General features: G+C 43.1%; 17 protein-coding genes. 16 read left to right on the plus strand and 1 reads right to left on the minus strand.

All coding sequences use genetic code 11. The features are described 5' to 3' along the window. Positions 1-7 precede the first annotated feature (7 nt). The 15 genes from MUCPA_RS20980 (at position 8) to MUCPA_RS21050 (ending at position 16,846) form a co-directional block, all read left to right on the plus strand. Positions 8-226 carry a hypervirulence associated TUDOR domain-containing protein gene (locus MUCPA_RS20980; RefSeq protein ID WP_008509136.1) on the plus strand — a complete coding sequence of 73 codons (219 nt, stop codon included), beginning with the start codon at positions 8-10 and terminating at the stop codon, positions 224-226. A gap of 90 nt (positions 227-316) precedes the next feature. Continuing rightward, entirely contained in the window at positions 317-793 is a 477-nt protein-coding gene (locus MUCPA_RS20985) for a WG repeat-containing protein (RefSeq protein WP_040626225.1), read from the plus strand. Continuing rightward, on the plus strand, positions 786-1,223 hold the full coding sequence (locus MUCPA_RS20990) for a WG repeat-containing protein (RefSeq protein ID WP_040626229.1): 438 nt from the start codon (positions 786-788) through the stop codon (positions 1,221-1,223). The genes MUCPA_RS20985 and MUCPA_RS20990 overlap by 8 nt, the downstream gene beginning before the upstream one ends. Before the next feature lie 119 nt (positions 1,224-1,342). Then, on the plus strand, positions 1,343-2,107 hold the full coding sequence (locus MUCPA_RS20995) for an ABC transporter ATP-binding protein (RefSeq protein ID WP_008509137.1): 765 nt from the start codon (positions 1,343-1,345) through the stop codon (positions 2,105-2,107). A 91-nt stretch (positions 2,108-2,198) separates the two neighbouring features. Further along, positions 2,199-3,308, plus strand: coding sequence for an ABC transporter permease (locus MUCPA_RS21000; RefSeq protein WP_008509138.1), 1,110 nt, complete (start codon positions 2,199-2,201; stop codon positions 3,306-3,308). Between the two features lie 281 nt (positions 3,309-3,589). Then, positions 3,590-4,078 (plus strand): hypothetical protein, encoded by a 489-nt coding sequence (locus MUCPA_RS21005; RefSeq protein ID WP_169316190.1) that lies wholly within the window; start codon positions 3,590-3,592, stop codon positions 4,076-4,078. After that, positions 4,053-4,961, plus strand: coding sequence for a zinc ribbon domain-containing protein (locus MUCPA_RS21010; RefSeq protein WP_008509140.1), 909 nt, complete (start codon positions 4,053-4,055; stop codon positions 4,959-4,961). The genes MUCPA_RS21005 and MUCPA_RS21010 overlap by 26 nt, the downstream gene beginning before the upstream one ends. Before the next feature lie 20 nt (positions 4,962-4,981). After that, positions 4,982-7,891: a protein kinase domain-containing protein gene (locus tag MUCPA_RS21015; RefSeq protein ID WP_008509141.1), complete on the plus strand. Its 2,910-nt coding sequence runs from the start codon at positions 4,982-4,984 to the stop codon at positions 7,889-7,891. Further along, positions 7,891-11,265 carry an AAA family ATPase gene (locus MUCPA_RS21020; protein WP_008509142.1) on the plus strand — a complete coding sequence of 1,125 codons (3,375 nt, stop codon included), beginning with the start codon at positions 7,891-7,893 and terminating at the stop codon, positions 11,263-11,265. Before MUCPA_RS21015 ends, MUCPA_RS21020 begins: the two co-directional genes overlap by 1 nt. Positions 11,266-11,269: 4 nt before the next feature. Next, positions 11,270-11,989 carry an FHA domain-containing protein gene (locus MUCPA_RS21025; protein ID WP_008509143.1) on the plus strand — a complete coding sequence of 240 codons (720 nt, stop codon included), beginning with the start codon at positions 11,270-11,272 and terminating at the stop codon, positions 11,987-11,989. Then, positions 11,986-12,753, plus strand: a complete 768-nt coding sequence (locus MUCPA_RS21030; RefSeq protein ID WP_008509144.1) for a PP2C family protein-serine/threonine phosphatase — start codon at positions 11,986-11,988, stop codon at positions 12,751-12,753. The genes MUCPA_RS21025 and MUCPA_RS21030 overlap by 4 nt, the downstream gene beginning before the upstream one ends. A 264-nt stretch (positions 12,754-13,017) precedes the next feature. Continuing rightward, on the plus strand, positions 13,018-14,313 hold the full coding sequence (eno, locus tag MUCPA_RS21035; protein ID WP_008509145.1) for a phosphopyruvate hydratase: 1,296 nt from the start codon (positions 13,018-13,020) through the stop codon (positions 14,311-14,313). Between the two features lie 256 nt (positions 14,314-14,569). Beyond that, complete coding sequence (locus MUCPA_RS21040) at positions 14,570-14,767, plus strand: hypothetical protein (protein ID WP_008509146.1); 198 nt, start codon at positions 14,570-14,572, stop codon at positions 14,765-14,767. A 328-nt stretch (positions 14,768-15,095) separates the two neighbouring features. Continuing rightward, positions 15,096-16,382: a DEAD/DEAH box helicase gene (locus MUCPA_RS21045; protein ID WP_008509149.1), complete on the plus strand. Its 1,287-nt coding sequence runs from the start codon at positions 15,096-15,098 to the stop codon at positions 16,380-16,382. Positions 16,383-16,543: 161 nt separating this feature from the next. Beyond that, positions 16,544-16,846: an FtsB family cell division protein gene (locus MUCPA_RS21050; RefSeq protein WP_008509151.1), complete on the plus strand. Its 303-nt coding sequence runs from the start codon at positions 16,544-16,546 to the stop codon at positions 16,844-16,846. 957 nt (positions 16,847-17,803) lie between these two features. Here MUCPA_RS21050 and MUCPA_RS21055 read toward each other — a convergent pair. Continuing rightward, positions 17,804-18,007: a hypothetical protein gene (locus MUCPA_RS21055; protein ID WP_008504097.1), complete on the minus strand. Its 204-nt coding sequence runs from the start codon at positions 18,005-18,007 to the stop codon at positions 17,804-17,806. A 74-nt stretch (positions 18,008-18,081) separates the two neighbouring features. Here MUCPA_RS21055 and MUCPA_RS21060 point away from each other — a divergent pair, with 74 nt between their 5' ends. After that, positions 18,082-19,401 (plus strand): IS4 family transposase, encoded by a 1,320-nt coding sequence (locus tag MUCPA_RS21060; RefSeq protein ID WP_008509152.1) that lies wholly within the window; start codon positions 18,082-18,084, stop codon positions 19,399-19,401. The last annotated feature ends 19 nt before the right edge of the window (positions 19,402-19,420 follow it).

Genomic DNA, 19,420 nt, shown 5'->3' on the forward strand with positions numbered 1-19,420 from the left:
ACGACAGATGATGAAAAAGGGAGATCCCGTTAACTGGAAGTGGGGTAAATCAGAAGCCGGGGGTACGATAAAGCAAAAATTTGTTGAGCCGGTACAAAAAACCATTAAAGGTGGTAAAATAAAACGCAATGCTACCAAAGATAAGCCCGCTTTTTTGATAGCACAGGAGAATGGAGACAAAGTATTAAAATCGGAAAGTGAGTTGAAGATGGGCGGAAAAAGTTGAAAAGGAGCTTGATGTACGTTCGTTTATTGCCGGGTGGCAATCAAATTCGTTGTTGCTATTTATCAGTGTTGTTTTTTGGTATATTTAGGTATGCAAGTCATTGCCATCGTGCTGGGACAGAGTCAATTTAATATCAGTAAAAACATCAATAGGATTTTTATGCGCGTATGCCTTTTATGTTTCTTTATTTTTATTACTGCCTGCAATAGTAAAACGGCGGAAAGAAAAAACCGGTCGATATTATCGTCGGTTGATTCTGTTGCAAGTAATGAGAGCTACCAGGTATACAGGTTAAACGGAAAATCAGGTTTACTTGATTTAAAAGGAAATGTAATATTACAGGCACAATTTGATTATATAGAAGATTACAGCAGAGATGATTTAATTAGGGTTGACTCGGGAGGGCATCAATTGGATTGTGGAGATTGCACCGGTTATGTGTTTAAGAAATATGGGCTGATCACTACAAAAGGTAAAATTCTTTTTAGGCCTGTTTTTGAGGACCTCTCTATTTCCGACCATTCCGCACGTGTTAAAATAGATAGTTTATACGGATATATTGAATAATAAGGGAAACTGGATCATCAAACCAAAATATAAAGAAGCTCAACCTTTTTATAAAGGGGTAGCAATAGTCAAAATCAAAAATCGGTATGGTTTGATTAATAAAAAAGGCCAGCTGGTAATCAATCAAATATTTGATGAGTTTTGGGGATTTAAAAATGGTGTATCGGTAATAAGGAATTACAATAAATATGGTTTCATTAACTATAGAGGAAAAATAATCTTTCAGATGGCCATTACAGGAGGAGGTATAGGCGACTATAACTGGAACTACGGCAAAATTTATCATAAAAAAAAGATATACCTGATTGATACAAACGGACGTATGCCAATTAAAATGGGTTTTGATAGTGTGGAAACCTACGAAGGAAAAAATAATACTACGATTGCCAAAGGATGGGCGAACGGAAAAAGGGTTGAAATTAATCTTTAAATGTTGAAGTTTTTTATTCCAAATCTTTCAGCCGCTATTAAACGTTTTTTTACCGTAAAAATTATGCTATTCGCCGAAAAGTATATGGTTATTTCAATTAAGTAACCGATTTTTACGACATGGCAAATAACCCTATTATTACCGTAAACAACCTGGTTAAAAAATACGGCGATTTTACCGCTGTAAACGGCATTAGCTTTGAAGTTTACGAAGGCGAGATCTTCGGTCTGCTTGGCCCTAATGGCGCAGGCAAAACCACAACTCTCGAAATTATTGAAACCCTTCGCGATAAAACCTCGGGCGATATTGTGGTTGATGGTTTTAACATTGACACCGATGCCGCGAGCATTAAACAAAGAATAGGCGTGCAACTGCAAGCAGCCGGCTATTACCCTAACCTGAATTTAACCGAACTGATCCATCTGTTTTCCGGCTTATACGGCGTAACAGTAAGCCCAATAGCGATGCTGGAGAAAGTAGCCTTAACCGATAAGGCCAAAGCCAAATACAAAGAGCTTTCGGGAGGGCAAAAGCAGCGTTTCTCTATCGCTACCACCCTGATCAATAACCCGCGGATTGTTTTTTTGGATGAACCTACTACCGGCCTCGACCCGCAGGCGCGCCGCAACCTTTGGGATTTGATCCGCGAGATCAGGAATAACGGCACCACCGTAGTCATAACCACCCATTACATGGACGAAGCTGAAGTATTATGCGACAGGGTAGCCTTTGTTGATGGCGGCCATGTTATAGGGATTAACACGCCCGATAACTTTATTGACGAATTGGTGGCCTCGGGCTTCGAGCGGGATAAACAAGTTAAGAAAGCCAACCTGGAAGACGTATTTATCCATAAAACAGGTAAGGATTTAAGAGAGGCATAGGTAGCCAAACTCATCATCGAATTAAAAATCAGATAAAATAATAGATCCGGATTGAAGCGATTCCGTTTACCGGAGAAAATAGAACTTAGCTATGAACCAATCATACAGCAACACCAAGGCTACGCTGGCTATTGCCCGGGCCAGTTTCCGTTCCATTACACGCAGCCCCTCGGCCGTGGTTTTTAGTTTGGCCTTTCCACTGATATTTATCCTGGTATTTGGATTTATAGGCGGAGGCAGCGGAGGCTTTAAGGTAGATGTGGGCGTAATGAATGGATCAGACACGGCCAATAATATTTACCGTGCCTTGAAAAAGACCGGCGGCGCTAACTTAATTGTGAACCAAACCGATGCCGAACTGATGCAAGACCTTGAAAAGGGCCGCACAGATGCGCTGATCAAAATACAGAAGAACGCAAATGCAACACCACCTTTTACGGTTGATGTAAAATACACCGGCGCCTCGCGCGAGAAGGGGCAGTTTTTCCGCTCTTTATTGTTAATTCCTATCCTGGCCAGCGCCAACCAGCCTAAAGGCGCTGTACCGCCGCCCGCTGTTGCCGCCCTGCACGAATCAACCATAACCGGGCGCGTTTATAAAACCATCGACTTTATTTTACCCGGCCAGCTGGGTTTCTCGCTGTTAAGCAGCGGCGTGTTCGGTACGGCCTTTGTTTTTCTGAGTTTGCGGGTTACGCTGGTTATCAAACGCTTTTTTGCCACACCGGTAAAACGCTACAGTATAGTACTGGGCGAAATGCTGGCACGGATCATTTTTTCGCTCGTCGGGGCATTATTTATTATAGGCATCGGGCATTTTGCTTTTGGCTTTACCTTAATACATGGTTTTGTAACCGTGTTAAACATGTTGGCACTCTCGGTTCTGGGGCTCATCGTATTTATGGGCTTTGGCTTTGTGGTATCGGGCATCGCCAAAAACGAGAGCAGTGTGCCGCCGATAGCCAATATTATTACCTTACCCCAGTTTTTGCTGTCGGGTACGTTTTTCTCCATCAGCGCTTTCCCCGGCTGGCTGCAGCCTATCAGCAAGGCGCTCCCGCTAACTTACCTGAACGATGCCATGCGCAAAGTAGCCTTTGAAGGTGCCGGATTATTTGATGTTTGGCATCAGATCCTGATCTTGTTGGTATGGCTGATCATCATTTACACGATAGCTGTAAAAACCTTTAAATGGGAATAGGTTAAGGGCTACAATAGTTTCTACATTCAAAATTACAGGTTGGTTTGCAAATTCAGTGTAATTGTAAATCAGCCTGTTGTTTTTTCTTGGTGTTGTAATTTGATGAGCGTATAATGAATTGAAAAATTAAATTTTATATTTAGCTCATCAACTTTATCATTATGATATTCCTTTTTTTGTTGCGCGTTATATGTAGTGTAGTCCCTATTCCCCTAATTGCTTACGCGGTTTTTTTATGGATTAAAACCCCAGCGCCCAGGCCTGATGATTTCAATAAGAAAATGATGATTTTAATCATACCGGCTCTTATTGTTGCTCATTGCACATTTATCCTTTCAATGACTCAAATGGTTTTTGAAAAAGATCAACACAAATTAAGAAATGGCGCCTATGTAAACCTGGCTTTAAAAGATACCATTAGGCTTGTTAACGATTCTTTATTTATTAACTATAACAGCAAGGACAGCCTGAAAGCCGTTTCTTTAAATTATGAATTTTCGGGAGATGAGGTACCTTCATTTCTAAGGGATGACCAATGGAAGCGAATATCAACCAGTATGGCACACTATTTTAAAAAGACGCCCATTAACCCTGATATCCCTGGCGAAATCAGCCTGAAAGCAACTGTGAAGAAGCAGCCGGATTTACATTACCGGTTTAAGTTAACCGGGGACACGATAAGCATGAACGCCGACCGCGATACCACACAACTGATTAAATACATCAAATTGAGTTCTGCACCTCATGGTCAACCAGCAACAACAAAATAATTTTCAGGTTAAGCAAAACCAGGCTGCTGAACAGGAAACTCAAAACTCCGGTAAATGTAGGCATTGTGGCCATACAACCATCGCAGGTGCCGATATTTGCGAAAGCTGCAGCGCGTGGCAATTAGAGGGCCAATGTTGTTTTTGTTACGCGGCTGTTAAGCCGGGGCAAAAATTTTGCGGCACCTGCGGTAACCCGCCCGAAGGTATGGTGTGTAAGCAATGTGGTACGCATTCTATATTTGATTTTTGCCCCCAGTGTACAAACACCGTATCCCGGGATGCCGCTGGCTACCTGGAGCAATTTAAAACCATGCCCGAAGTGGTTGAGATTTTGCAACAGATCAATACCTTGAATGCTGATACGGCTGGCATATCGCCATCGCAAACAAAAAAAACGGAGCCGCCTGCAGATACCGCCTGGTTGAGCGAGCTTGAAAAATACGAAGAACGTTTTCAACAGGATGGCAAGGCGGAACAGAAAGTCGGTCAGGAATCAGCCCCCCAGCCCAAATTCACTTTTGGCACCGCTAAGAACAAAGATGTGAGCGAAGCTTTGAGTTTGGCAGACCAGGCGGCTAAATTACCCGATTTAATGGCACTTGAGCAGCGAAGGGCTGAGCTTGAAAGCAAAATTGCCGCCCTGCAAAAGCGAGCCTTTAGTAGTAACCAGGAAGCCCGTAAATTTTATACCAGCCTGCGCGTTACCATTCCGCAGATCAGAACTGTGGAGACGGTAACTCCGGTAGTGGTAGGCTGGCAATGTAATTTTGCAGGCCTGGTGCATCCCCGCCCCGAAAATTGTGAACGCCCTTATCTGGGAGGAGTATGGGTTACCGATTTTAGCACAAGCACAGAGAAGAAGATTGTTTACGACGAGATATAAAAAAAGCATAAAATATTAAAATGAGTACTCAAAGAATTGGCGACGATGGTATTATCCCAGCTAATAACAGCAATGCCACAAGCCGTTTATCCGATAACTCGTCGGCAGGTTCTACCAGCAGAATCTCGGATACCACCATTGTTGGCAGCGGAGCAGGCCTGCCCGATGCTGATCAGGGAATTATAAGTTCGGGAAACGTTGCGCCAACACATTTAGCTCCGGGCGTACAGATCAACCTTAACGGGCATGATTTTACCATCGCGAAGCTGATTACAAGTTCGGGTGAGGCAGAAATTTACCTGGTGCAGGGGGATAAAGAACAAGTGGTACTTAAATACTATTTTTCGAACTATAAACCGAAGGACGAGATTATAACCAAACTCCACGCACTCAAACGGAAAGACATTATGAGCCCGCTGGATTCGGGCATTTACCAGGATCGTTTTTTTGAGTTGAGCGAATATATGACAGGCGGCACCATGGATGCCCTTATGCCTTTGAAGGATTTTGGAAAGATAAAAAAATACGCAGGCTTAATTGCAGAGGCGCTTAACGCCTGCCATCAAAACGGAATTATTCACCGCGATATAAAGCCCGTTAATATTTTCTTTCGTACTGCTGCTAAGGATGAAATTGTGCTGGGCGACTTTGGTATCTCGTCGGCCTTGCAGGCCGGGGCCGATTACCGCTTTACAACAAGCGTTAACCGCACTACGGCTTACGCTGCGCCCGAGCTTTTTACTAATATCAATAACCAAACTACGCTTGATAAAAAGGTAGACTACTATGCCCTGGGTATTAGTTTACTGGAACTTTGGCTGGGGCACGACCCCTTTAGGGATTTTGCCGAATTTATGGCCATGCGTATTAAGATTGAGGGCCGCGTAATTATCCCCGCCGATATGGATAGCCAACTGCAGACCCTGATTAAAGGCCTGATTACAACCGAGCCGCCCAAACGCTGGGGATACGAAGAAGTTAACAAATGGCTAAGGGGCGAGGCAGTAGAGGTACATCAAACCAGCAATCGCGCAAAATTTAAGCCTTACGAATGGGACGACCTGAAAAACGTTGTTATTGACGAGCCCAAAGAACTGGCCGAGCTAATGGACAATGACAGGAAGAAGGCCACCCGCCAATTATACTCGCGAGCCATACCAGATTGGGTAAAAAATAACTCGCAGGATATGTACAGCGAGTTATTGTACATTGTTGAAAAGGAGTTTCCGAATAATACAGCCGAAAATGCCGCCGCAGGTGTTACAAAAGCTATCTACACTTTAGATAGGGAGCGATCATTCAAAGGCTACGACGGAACGGTTTGCAATAGCATTAAAGATATTGCAAGGCATGTTGAAGCCAAATTTAATTACTACCGCGAGCATCTGAAAAACCCGAGGACCGACTTGTATCTGTTTTTTGAAACACGTGGCTTTGAAGACAGGGTTAGCAAGTATCAAAAATATTTTATGCTTTACGTACCCGAGAGGGCGCTGAACCTGATCATTCTTGATCTGGATGATAATAACCTGGTGCTTGATAATACAGTTTATGATAATGTGCAGCAACTGGTAGATTCAAATCGGGATCTGGTTAAGGAAGTTGTTAATCCCGACTCCAAAATTTCGTTGTGGCTTGATCTTACCTACCGCCATTTGATGACCAGGATCAATACCTGGCGGGGCGATGCCAAAAATCAAAATATCGAAACCCTGCGTTATGTGCTTAATATTTCGGGGTTCAGGCTTAACGGGCAGGAAGCTGCCGATGTTAAGTCGTTTATTACTTTGTTGCAAAGCAATATCGGGCAGTTTACAACCGCTGCCGATGCGCAAAAAAATAGCAATAATGCCAATTACTGGCTTAATAATTACCAGTCCACTTCGCTGGCGGCGGTATTTGGCCAATTGCTTGCTGGCGGTAATTTAAGTAAGGATAATTTTATGGGCATTTATTCGGCTGCTATGGCTTTGCCCGATACCAAGCCCTTCCAATTGGCAACCCAGGCAGCCGGATTAATACGGCAGGTACCTGGCATAGATGCTGAAAACAAAAAGGCCTTGGCCAACATTACCAAAAATGCTTTTAAACAATACCTGGATAACAATCGCAGCGTAGCTGTTTACGCTTTGGATAACCTGGAAAAGATGCTGAGGGCCATTCAGGGAATTCAAACGGCCGATCATCAATTTGCGGAGTTTTTGCTTATGGCTTTAAATGTGAAGATCCGGAATGATATTCACAGCGACCTGGACAAAATCAAAGATAATTCGGACTCATTCGCTTTGTATTATGCACGCTTAATCGAATTTTTTAAACAGGTTCAAGCTATCTTACCTACGTTGCCTGTTTTAATTGATTTTAAACGCAAGCAGGATCAGATCGATTTAAGCAAACAGCAAATTGAATCGAAGTATAATACTCAAAAGGCAAGCGAGGAGCATAAAATTAACATGGCTTACGCTACGCTGCAAGCTGATCAGGAAAAGCTACAAATAGATTATAAACCTTATTTTAAAAGCTATGCTATCATATTATGGGGTACCATGTCTGTTATACAAATCTATTTTGTCATTTTAACCTACTTGTTGAGTAACATATGGTCGGGTTTCGAATTATCTTTGTTTATAGCAGGTATGCCTATTAGTGCTGCCTTTTATGTATTTATAGGTTATTGGGTTATAGGTAAAATAAAGTTAAGTGTCCCGTTTGCTAAATTGCTTGTGCGCCCGTTAGTGCCTATTCGCGGTAGCCAATTGTATGTGGAGATAGATAAATTAAGGAGTGCTATTGAACCCGAAAAGGCCGGTAAAATTGACATGTTAAATACCCGTGTTAACGGAAGGATTAATGATGAATTATTTTCAGAGAGTATCCGGATTATGCTGACCGATCAAACCGATGGTACTCCCGTTACTGCTGTTCAATAATGGAGTGTATTGCTTGTAAAACACCTAACCGGCCTATTGCTAAGTATTGCAAGGCCTGCGGTACGGCTATCACTACTGCACAGGTGCTTAAACCCATCGGTCAGCAATCGGCAATCCAACTGGACGACCTGGACGGTTTAGTTGGCCTTGCCGAAGTAAAAGCCCAGATTAAAAAGCAAGTTAGCGCTGCAGTAAATATGCGCAAAGCAGGCTTTTCTTATGATAACCGTAATCTGTATACCATTTTGGTGGGCGGCTCCGGAACCGGGAAAAACAGAATTGTTGAGGTATTGGCGTCCGTGCTGTTTAAAAACGGCATTACTACCAGGGCCGATATGAAGACGATAGCCGCTGCCGACTTTGGCGAATTTGCGCGGAATTTATCCGCCAACCTCGATGCCGCCAAAGGCGGTATCCTGTTTATTGATCATGTTCATCAACTGGTGCCATCCGGTTATCAGCCAGGGCAATCCACACCTATTGATAAGTTATATGCTGCTATTGAAAGCCGGGCGGCAGATCCCATTATTGTTTTAGCTTCCAAAGAAGAAGGCTTCCGCGAATACCTTAAAGCCAATCCGGAAGTAAATAACCGCTTTAATCTCAAATTTTATCTTCCGGCGTTAACACTCGATCAGATGGTAACCCTGGCCGGAAAAATCATCGCTGATCAACACTATGAACAGCAGGAAGATTTTGGAATAAAATTACGAAACAGGCTGGCTTATTTATTCCGGAACCAGGGTGATGCCGAGCAATCAGTTAAAATAGGGAAGGGTGGCTTCCTGGTCAACAAGGAGATCAACAATATCATCAGCGATCATTTCTCGGCGCCCGATCCCCGTTTCCCGCCGCAATTATTATTGGCGGACGATATTAAGGGCGAAGTGTATATCCAGCAAACAGCTACCGAAGTATTGGCTGATCTGGATGATTTTGTGGGGATGGATAACGTAAAAACATTTATCCGCAACCTGGTCAACCTGGTTTCTCTTCAACAAAAAGATGCTACCATAACCGGTAAAACCGATGTGATAGGTGCCCATATCATCCTGACGGGTAATCCCGGTACAGGTAAAACCACTCTTGCTAAAAAGCTCGGCGAAATTTTTGCTGCTTCGGGCATTTTATCAAGCGGGCATGTGGTTGAAATGGACCGGAGCAAGTTAGTAGGGCAATATGTTGGCGAAACACCGCTGCTGGTGCAAAAAGCCTGCGACGAAGCTATTGGCGGCGTGCTTTTTATTGACGAAGCCTATACCTTGGTTCAAAACGATCAGGATACCTACGGCCACGAAGCCATCGATACGCTGATTAAGCGGATGGAAGATGATAGAGGCAAATTTATCATGATAGCTGCCGGGTACGAACGCCCGATGCAGAATTTTATAGATGCTAATCCAGGAATGAAATCGCGGGTAAAGGATAATATTTTTAACCTGCCCGATTATAACCCGGCACAACTTTTACAGATCCTGAAGGGTTTTGTAAAACAGGGAGGCTATGAGTTAGCAGCCGATGCGGAAACAAAAGCTGCCGGGTTGTTAGAAGATATGTTTAACAGGCGCAGCAAAGATTTTGGTAACGCCCGGGATGTACGGAATTTTTATGAAGCGGCGCTGTCAAAAAGGGCAGCCCGTATCAATGCCGCTCCCACCACAAATTATGATCGGATATTGTCAGAAGCAGACCTGCCCGGCGGAGACGCTGTTTTACCGGCGGGTGGTATTGATGAGGTACTGAGCGCTTTGAACAAACTAACAGGTTTGGCTGGAGTTAAATCTGAAATTGCCGAAATGGTTGATTTTCTGCAAGGCGAAAAGCTGAGGGCCGAAGCTGGCAGCAAAAAAATGACCATCAGCCTGCATTTTGTTTTTGCAGGTAACCCGGGAACGGGTAAAACTACAGTGGCCCGCATTCTGGCCAAAATATTTAAAGGCTTAGGTATCTTACCGTCGGACAAATTGGTGGAGGTCACCGATAAAGACCTGGTTTCGGGTTACGTAGGGCAAACCTCGGCCCAAACCAATAAAGTGATTGATAGCGCTATGGGCGGTGTGCTTTTTATTGATGAGGCTTACACCCTGTCAAAAGGAATAAGCTCAGGCACGGGTGGTTTTGGGAGCGAGGCCATTGATACCTTGTTGAAACGGATGGAGGACGACCGCGGCAAGTTTATCGTGATAGCGGCAGGGTATTCAAAACAAATGCAGGATTTTCTGGATAGCAACCCAGGTTTGGACTCGCGCTTTTCAAAGAAAATTACCTTTGACGATTATGGGCCCGATGAGCTTAGCCAGATTATGCTCTCGATGATAGCGCAAAATGGCTTTACTGCCGACGATGCAGCTAAGGCGAGAATAAAGGCTTATCTGGCTGATGTTTACAATAAACGGGATAAACGTTTTGCCAATGGGCGTACCGTGCGAAACGCGTTTGAGGATATGGTGCAAACCCAATCGCGGCGCATTGTCAAGCAAAAAAACAGCGGCCTCGCATTTAACCCAATGGCTATCATGGAGGACGATGTTCCTTTTGAACCCGCGAAAGAAATATCACCCGCTGACGCGTTGGCCGAGCTGAACCAGCTCATAGGTTTGCGCGCCGTGAAAGATGAGATTGGCGGCCTGATCAGTTTTTTAGAAATTGAAAAGATGCGTGCTGCAAGCGGGCAAACAGGCGGTACCACCTTGAATTTGCATTTTATATTTAAGGGTAAGCCCGGAACCGGTAAAACCACCGTGGCGCGTATCCTGGCCAAAGTTTTTAAGGCTTTAGGGGTATTGCCTGTTGGCCAGTTGATTGAAACCGACCGTAAGGATTTGGTAGGCCAGTATGTTGGCCATACGGCTAAGCAAACCTCGGATGTAATTGATAAGGCTATGGGAGGAGTTCTATTTATTGATGAAGCCTATACGCTGATCCCCGAAGGGAACCCCAATGATTTTGGTAAAGAAGCCGTGGATACGCTGTTAAAACGGATGGAAGACGATAAAGGGAAATTTATTGTTATCGCCGCCGGTTACTCGGGCGATATGGACCGGTTTGTGGCCTCTAACGATGGGCTTGCCTCCCGTTTCCCTAAGATGATCCTTTTTGAGGATTATCAGCCCGGCGAGCTGAACGAAATTTTTAAATTGATGCTGGCCAAAAATGGATTAAGTATGGCCACGGCGGATGCCGCTAAGGCGATGCAACTTTTTGAGGATATGTATCGCAACAGGGATAATAACTTTGCTAACGGGCGCACCGTTCGGAATTTATTTGAACATAGCCTCGAAAAACAAGCGGTTAGGCTAAGCCGTATAAAACAGCAGGGTACAGAGATATCAAGTATGATCAACGAAGTTATTTATGACGATATGATTGTTTAAGCTGATGAGTGAAACCATAAAATGCCTGGATTGTACAGCCGATATTGACACCGATAGCTGCTACTGCGACCAATGTGGCAAAGAGATATTTTTGTGCGAAACCTGCGCCCAGCCGGGCAATCAAAAATTTTGCGAGTTTGACGGCGGAGTGCTGGCACCTGCTAAACAGCGGTTGCGCCCGGTGGGTACTTTACATCCTGCCGGTACTACAGTTAACAGCCCATCTTTTGATATTTCTACGGGCACGGATACGCCGCCGCCGCTTCCCGCAATGCCGGTTTTAAATAGTCCACCGCCGCCTGCGCCGTTGCGTGATTTAAATACCCCGTCGCCAATCGCGGTTGAGCCGGTTGTGCCGGGGCTAAAGCTAACAAACAACAATCTCAATATAACGCTCGATATTCAACCCGGCGATGTGCTGGGGAGGAATACCGGTGCTTATGCAGAGCAACTTAAAAATTTTTCGGCCATATCAGGCAAGCACCTGGTGTTTAAATTTGAACCGGCTACGGGCTGGGCTTTTCAGGATGTGGGTTCAACCAATGGTACCAAATATGCTAAATCAAACATCAGTTGGAACCAGGTAGGTAAATGTACTCCGGGGGAATGGATCAGGATGGAAGACGAGGCCTTTTTATTGATGGCTAATATTGAGTTTGCATTAAAAATTGAGCAGCCTTTTAAACCGGGTACTTCTGCATCCAACACCACACAAAGAATATGAATTTTAGTATAGAAGCGATATGCGATATCGGCGTAGTAAGGCAGAACAATGAGGATATGATTCTCATTGGCGACCAGGTGATCCGCGATGATTCAGCCGAGTATGCGATAGATGCCGGTGAACGTAATTTCATGATCGCCGTATCCGATGGGATGGGAGGGCACCAGGCCGGCGAAGTAGCCAGCGAAACGGTGCTGCAAAGAATGAAGCTCGCTGTGTCGGGTTTGGGCAACGCGCTTAATCCGGAACAACTCAAGACCTATTTTGAGGTTAAGATAAAGGAAACCCACCAGGAACTTAATGCGATGGGGGAGGCAAACCCTGCTTACTATAAATTAGGCGCCACGTTTACAAGCTTATTTATTTACAACAAAAAAGCCTTTATCATTAATATTGGCGATAGCAGGTTATATCGTTTGCGGGGTGGTTTACTGGCCCAATTAACAAACGACCATAGCTTAAGTGATTGGTTAAACAATTCCGACATTCCGCGCAATATATTAGCTAACGCGTTTGGCGGCGGTGTTCAGCAAATTTATTTTGATTTTGAAGAAACCAATTTGCTTGATGGTGATACCTTGCTTTTGTGTTCGGACGGCTTAAGCGGAGAATTAACCTTTGACGAGATTGAGACCATGCTGGCATCAACAGATCCGCTTTCTGTAATGGTTAACCGTGCCAGGGCAAACGGCGGGAGAGACAATATATCTGCCATCAAAATCGGCATTAAAATGAGCGGTTCAGGCAATCCAAGTTCCGTCTAAGGGTAATTTATTGCCATGATAAGCATGGTAGCTACTTCTTCTATCAGTGTAAGCAGGCTTAAAACGGGCTATTTTACCTTAGTGTAAATTGTACACAAAAATATTGTTATCATTGTGGTAAATCATCGTTTAATTGTAGAAGTTTTTATAATTTAGCGGCGCTTGTCAGGCGAGGGTTAATATTATAATTGTTTAATTATTACTGCCCTAAGTTGATGATAGCAACTAACTAATAACCTTTTTTAACCAGTAACATTTTATAACATGAGTATTATAATTAACGTTCACGCCCGCCAGATACTTGATTCGCGCGGTAACCCAACTATTGAAGTTGAAGTATTAACCGAAAATGGTGCGCTTGGCCGTGCCGCTGTTCCTTCCGGCGCATCAACGGGTGTACACGAGGCTGTTGAACTGCGTGACAACGATAAAACAAAATATATGGGTAAAGGCGTTTTAAAAGCCGTTGCCAATGTAAACGATACTATTGCCCCCGCTTTAAAAGGGTTTGATGTTTTTGAACAAAACAGTATCGATAAATTAATGATTGAGCTTGACGGTACACCTAACAAAGGCAATTTAGGCGCCAATGCCATTTTGGGTGTTTCGCTTGCCGTTGCCAAAGCTGCCGCTCAGGAAAGCCGTCAGCCTTTATATCGCTATGTTGGTGGTGTAAATGCTAACACTTTACCTATCCCGATGATGAACATCGTTAACGGTGGTTCTCACTCTGATGCGCCTATCGCGTTCCAGGAGTTTATGATTATGCCGGTTGGCGCACCTTCATTCTCTGAAGCTTTAAGGTGGGGTGCCGAAGTATTCCATAACCTGAAAAAAATATTACACGACAGAGGTTTATCAACAGCTGTTGGCGACGAAGGTGGTTTTGCCCCAACTTTTGACAGCACCGAGGATGGCGTTGAAACCATTTTGAAAGCTATTGAAAAAGCAGGTTACAAAGTAGGCGAAGATATTTGTTTAGCTTTCGACTGTGCCGCCTCAGAATTTTATGTTGATGGCAAATACGACTATACTAAGTTTGAAGGCGAAAAAGGTGCTATCCGCAGCAGCGCCGAGCAAGCAGAATACCTGGCTCAGTTAGCCGAAAAATACCCTGTAATTTCTATCGAAGATGGTATGGCCGAGGATGATTGGGATGGCTGGAAATTATTGACCGACAAAATTGGCGATAAAGTACAATTAGTAGGTGATGATTTGTTTGTAACCAACGTAAAACGTTTACAAATGGGTATCGACCAAGGTGTTGGTAACTCTATCCTGGTAAAGGTTAACCAAATCGGATCATTAACTGAAACTATTGATGCCGTGAGCTTAGCTCAAACTAACGGTTATACCTCGGTAATGAGCCACCGTTCGGGCGAAACAGAAGATGCTACCATTGCCGATTTAGCTGTGGCCTTAAACTGCGGTCAGATCAAAACCGGTTCAGCTTCACGTTCCGACCGGATAGCTAAATACAACCAGTTGCTGCGTATCGAAGAAGAATTAGGCGCTAACGCGAAATTTATCGGTAAGAATTTTAAATACGCTAAGAAATAGATTCACTCACGAATTTGAGAATTTTCACTAATTTCACGAATGAAGGCGAATTTTCACGAATTAATGGGAGCCGGTCAGTAATGATCGGCTTTTTTTATTTCAGGCATTGTTACGCTATCGGTATTGAGTATCCGCATTATCGCTATTAATACCTATGGTACGGAGTATCCTATTCCTTATAATTAGTGAAAATTCGGCTTTATTGGTGGAATTCGTGCCAATTATTTTATAGCTTAGTAATAGTAATTGCGTGGTTATGAAAAGAAGAATGGCTATGGTAGTAAACCATGTTAACATAGAAGATGAGGATAAATTGGATGTGCTTTTTTGGCAGTCAAAACCAGCAAAAGAAAGAATAGCCGAAGTTACCCGTTTAAGAGTAAATTATTACACATGGTTGAATGGGCACTATCCAGAGAAAATTGCTGAAGTTGTTGCGAAGCGTTCGTTATGATTTTAAGTTCTTGTATTATTTATTCCTACTCTACAGTTGTAAGCCCTATCCGAGGCACTTCCATTTATCATTGTATCCATAGGCTAAATTCCTCTTTGTAATTCGTGAAAATTCGCCCTTATTCGTGAAATTAGTATCTATTACAATTCGTGAAAATTCGCTTTCATTCGTGAAATTCGTGCCAATTCTCAAATTAGTGTCCATCAAATAAAAACCGTATCTTTGCAGCAATATATGTGATTTACATGTATCCGCACTTAACCGGCTCTGATTTACACCAAATCTCATATCCTTTTATAGAGCGGGAACTTTATATTAAAAACATTTCATGTCATTCGAAAATTTAAAATTGATTGAGCCCATCCTCAAGGCCTTAAAACATGAGGGATATACCAATCCAACGCCTATTCAGGAACAATCCATCCCGATTATATTAGAGAGAAAAGATCTTTTAGGATGCGCGCAAACCGGTACAGGTAAAACTGCCGCATTTGCCATCCCGATTTTACAGATCCTGTATCAGGAGAAAGTACAAAACAGGGATCATAAGGGCATCAAGACGCTGATACTAACCCCCACACGCGAATTGGCTATCCAAATCGACGAAAGTTTTGCCGCTTATGGCAAGCATACCGGTTTAAAACACCTGGTTATATTTGGCGGCGTTTCGCAACATCACCAGGTGGAAGCCTTAAAACGTGGTGTAGATATCTTGGTAGCTACACCGGGCCGTTTACTTGATCTGGTACAGCAAAAATTTGTACACCTGGAGAGCCTCAAAATACTGGTACTTGATGAGGCCGACCGCATGCTGGATATGGGCTTTGTGAACGATGTGAAGAAAATTATCGCCAAGATACCTGTTAAGCGTCAAACGCTGTTCTTCTCGGCAACAATGCCGAAAGAGATCCAGACTTTGGCTGATACCATCTTAAATAAACCCGAAAAAGTAGAAGTTACCCCCGTATCATCAACAGCTGATACGATACAGCAAGGCATTTATTTTGTAGATAAGAACGATAAAAAATCGTTATTGATCCACATCCTGAAAGATAAAAAGATTGAAACTGCGCTTGTATTTACCCGTACCAAGCATGGTGCCGATAAGGTGGTGAAGGATTTAATCAGAGTAGGCATTACCGCCGAGGCGATACACGGCAATAAATCACAGAATGCGCGTCAGCGTGCTTTAACTAACTTTAAAAATCGCAGTACCCGTATTTTGGTAGCAACCGATATTGCCGCACGTGGTATTGATGTGGACGATTTAACGCACGTGATCAACTACGAGTTGCCTAACGTACCAGAAACATACGTACACCGTATTGGCCGTACAGGCCGCGCCGGAGCCAGTGGTATCGCCTTATCATTTTGCGATGCAGACGAGGGTGAATTTTTATACGACATTCATAAGCTGATCACCAAAGCTATCCCGGTAATTGATGATCAACCATATCCCATGAAAGCGCCGCATTTAGGTCCTGCTCCTAAAGGATCAGGAAAAAAGGCGCCAGCTTCGGGCCATAGAGGCGGAAGCGGCATGTCTGGCGCATCACGCGGTGGTGGCGGCGGTAAAAAGTTCGGCGAATTCAGGAGCCGGGCCAGAAGAGATTAAAGCATATACTTAAACATACCATTTGAACGGGGTGCGCGTAATAGTGCCTCGTTCAAATGGTTTTTTCGTTTAATGTTGATTGTTAATAAGTTAATAAACCTGATTTGCCTGGCTCAATATTTTGGAATATTTTTAACAAGGAAATTAATTAATTTAGTGCGATGAAAAGGCTTATAGATCTGCTTAAAAATAAATTCTTCCTGGTTACCATCGCCTTTATGGTATGGATGATATTTTTAGATAAGAACGACCTGTATTCTCAATACAGTAAGCACAACGATGTTGTAGAACTGGAAAAGCAACGCGACTTTTTGCTTCAACAAAATGCCCAGGTTACCAAAGATCTGGATGAACTTACCTCCGACAAACAAAAACTCGAAAAATTTGCCCGCGAAAAATACCTGATGAAGAAGGATAACGAGGATATTTTTGTGGTAGTGAGGAAGAAGAAGGAAGAAAAATAAGCGCTATTGATCGATTTTCAACCCGCGGTCTCTAAAGGATAAAACTGCAAAATCAATCAAAATTTAATTGCCGCTTGGCGATGGTTTAAGTTTACTAATAATCAGACCCTTACTCCGCCGTCATTGCGAGGAGGAACGACGAAGCAATCTCTACTCTACAGGGCGAACTTGCAGGACCGCTCTGCCTCAGTAAAGATTGCTTCGTGCCTCATATAACGTCTTTGTAAGTTGTTGATATACAGTGTTAAATGTCGTTGTGAGGAACGAAGCAATCGCGAACTATGCAGGGCAAACATGCCTTCGTATGATTGCTTCGTTCCTTATAATGAGGTGCGGTTAAGTTTTTGATTATCAGTTCGTATATTTTGCTCGGATAATCAGTATTCTTAATTTAAAGCATCTACCCGCTCAGTCGCCGCGGGAAAGGCTTTGTTCTTTTTGTCTTGACACAAAAAGAACCAAAAAAGTCAAGACTGCCCGAACCTTCCACCCGCGAGGCCAGCTCCCGGCCCGGCGTGCAGTTGGGCTTTTGCGCACTTCCTTTCTGCACCTAACAATCTACCAGGTTCAAAAGTCATCTCTGTTTTTTTCGGGCTCGCCCGTTAGGCCACTCAATGAGGTTCGTTGATGGTTTAAGTTTGCTAATAATAAGACCCTTACCTCATCGTCATTGCGAGGAGGAACGACGAAGCAATCTCTACTGTGCAGGGCGAACTTGCATGGCCGCTCTGCCTCAATAGAGATTGCTTCGTTTTTTATAACGACGTCTTTTTAAGTTTTTGATTATCAGTATATATAGCTCCTGTAATCAGTAGTCTTAATTTAGAGCATCGGCCCGCTTAGTCGCCGCGAGGCCTACCCAACCCGGTAGGGAAGGCTCAAAAAGGTCTCCCCTGTCGGGCATAGGCGTCAACCTAACACCTGACATTATTGGAGAAGATGTTTGGGCGATTAATTTCACTTGTCTTTTTCTTGTTTGGGAAGATTAGTTTTGGCTTTCTTTACACGTTTTAGTACGAAGCTATTTCTATCTTCTATCAACCATTCCATTTCTTCGCCTTTTTCTAACAGGCAAGCATCGGCAACTGCTGCCGGGAAGTTTACATAAAACGATTTGGTGCCTCCTCGCTCAACTTTTTGAACTTTTACTTTGTATCCCATTTTTTTTGATTAATATACATAGTATATATACTATGTAAATATAAATTATTTCACCCATTAATCAAAAAGACATAATGAAAAAGGTCGATTTTTTAGCGTTGCTAAATGCCATGAACATTGGTGCTGATCAAATAAAGAAAATAGCAATTGATACCGGATTTCTGATACGGAAAGGTCTTATAGAGCCTGCCGATATTTTATATGCCATTTGCTGCACGGCCACGCATGGAACGGTTAGCTTTAATGATCTGGCGGCAAAAATAGATGCGGAAACTACTGTTTCTGTAAGTAGGCAGGCAATTGCAAAAAAGACAAACAAAGAATCATGTGTGCTTTTTTTAAAAAAGATACTGGCCCTTGTTATTATCAGTAGAATCGGAAAGGAAGAAATCGATTCATTGCGCAGGGCAGGTAAATTTAAGCGTGTTTTAGTGCAGGACAGCACAATCATTAAGTTGCCCCTTAGGTTGTTTGGCTTTTTTTCGGGCGTCTCCAACGCCCAGTCCAGTGTTTGTAATGCCCGGATTCAGTGTGTTTACGATTTGATAACTGAAAGCTTTATTTATTTTACCATCGATTCTTATACTAAGAACGATCAGAAAGCCGCCCCCGAATTAACGATAGAAAACGGCGACCTTGTTATTCGGGACAGGGGGTATCTAACCCTTAAGGAAATCGAGAGGCATTGGACAGCAGAAGCGGACTGCATATACAGGCATCAGAGTAATATAGTGCTTTTAGACAACCAAACAAAAGAAAGAATTAACCTGCTCACCGAATTAAAATCAAAAAAACAGCTTGATTTTGAGGTTACTTTAAATAATGAAAAAGGTACAAAAATCAGGATAGTCGCCTTGCCTGTAAGTGACGAAATTGCAAACAGGCGCAGGATGAAGGCTAAGAAAGAGGCCAAAAAGGAACCGGGTAAAGAGTGCCTGGCTCTGATGTCATGGTCCATTTTTATGACTACCATTTCCAGACAGGACGCAAATTATAACTTTCTTTTCAAAGTATATAGCCTGAGGTGGCGGATTGAAATCATATTCAAATCCTGGAAAAGTAACATGGAGTTTTCTAAGATCCATAATGTTTCGAAAAAACAACTATTACTTATCCTTTATGCGAGATTTATCATGATCATCATTTACATCCAGTATATCTTTTCGCCTGCCAGAATGATCATCAAAAAACATCAGAAAAGGGGCTTGAGTATGATAAAAGTAGTCCGGTATCTCATAAAAAATGCCTCTAAAATAATACAGGTCGTTAAAGCCATAGAAAGTTATAAGGGCAAGATAGGATATCATCTAATTGCTTTAGCCAGGTACTGCTCCTACGATAAAAGAGTCAGACCCAATTTTGAACAGGATTTCGATATTGCCTTTTTACCTTAGGTTGACGCATATGCCTGTC

The sequence above is a fragment of the Mucilaginibacter paludis DSM 18603 genome (assembly GCF_000166195.2).
Taxonomy (GTDB): domain Bacteria; phylum Bacteroidota; class Bacteroidia; order Sphingobacteriales; family Sphingobacteriaceae; genus Mucilaginibacter; species Mucilaginibacter paludis.

Bases quoted from the DNA above. Each gene is read 5' to 3' on its own strand.
- MUCPA_RS21030 (WP_008509144.1), top strand. From the start codon at position 11,986: ATGAATTTTAGTATAGAAGCGATATGCGATATCGGCGTAGTAAGGCAG.
- MUCPA_RS21055 (WP_008504097.1), bottom strand. From the start codon at position 18,007: ATGGGATACAAAGTAAAAGTTCAAAAAGTTGAGCGAGGAGGCACCAAA.
- MUCPA_RS21015 (WP_008509141.1), top strand. From the start codon at position 4,982: ATGAGTACTCAAAGAATTGGCGACGATGGTATTATCCCAGCTAATAAC.
- MUCPA_RS20985 (WP_040626225.1), top strand. From the start codon at position 317: ATGCAAGTCATTGCCATCGTGCTGGGACAGAGTCAATTTAATATCAGT.
- MUCPA_RS21045 (WP_008509149.1), top strand. From the start codon at position 15,096: ATGTCATTCGAAAATTTAAAATTGATTGAGCCCATCCTCAAGGCCTTA.
- MUCPA_RS20995 (WP_008509137.1), top strand. From the start codon at position 1,343: ATGGCAAATAACCCTATTATTACCGTAAACAACCTGGTTAAAAAATAC.
- MUCPA_RS21050 (WP_008509151.1), top strand. From the start codon at position 16,544: ATGAAAAGGCTTATAGATCTGCTTAAAAATAAATTCTTCCTGGTTACC.
- MUCPA_RS21010 (WP_008509140.1), top strand. From the start codon at position 4,053: ATGGTCAACCAGCAACAACAAAATAATTTTCAGGTTAAGCAAAACCAG.
- MUCPA_RS20980 (WP_008509136.1), top strand. From the start codon at position 8: ATGATGAAAAAGGGAGATCCCGTTAACTGGAAGTGGGGTAAATCAGAA.
- MUCPA_RS21060 (WP_008509152.1), top strand. From the start codon at position 18,082: ATGAAAAAGGTCGATTTTTTAGCGTTGCTAAATGCCATGAACATTGGT.
- MUCPA_RS21025 (WP_008509143.1), top strand. From the start codon at position 11,270: ATGAGTGAAACCATAAAATGCCTGGATTGTACAGCCGATATTGACACC.
- MUCPA_RS21040 (WP_008509146.1), top strand. From the start codon at position 14,570: ATGAAAAGAAGAATGGCTATGGTAGTAAACCATGTTAACATAGAAGAT.
- MUCPA_RS21005 (WP_169316190.1), top strand. From the start codon at position 3,590: ATGATGATTTTAATCATACCGGCTCTTATTGTTGCTCATTGCACATTT.
- MUCPA_RS21020 (WP_008509142.1), top strand. From the start codon at position 7,891: ATGGAGTGTATTGCTTGTAAAACACCTAACCGGCCTATTGCTAAGTAT.
- eno (WP_008509145.1), top strand. From the start codon at position 13,018: ATGAGTATTATAATTAACGTTCACGCCCGCCAGATACTTGATTCGCGC.
- MUCPA_RS21000 (WP_008509138.1), top strand. From the start codon at position 2,199: ATGAACCAATCATACAGCAACACCAAGGCTACGCTGGCTATTGCCCGG.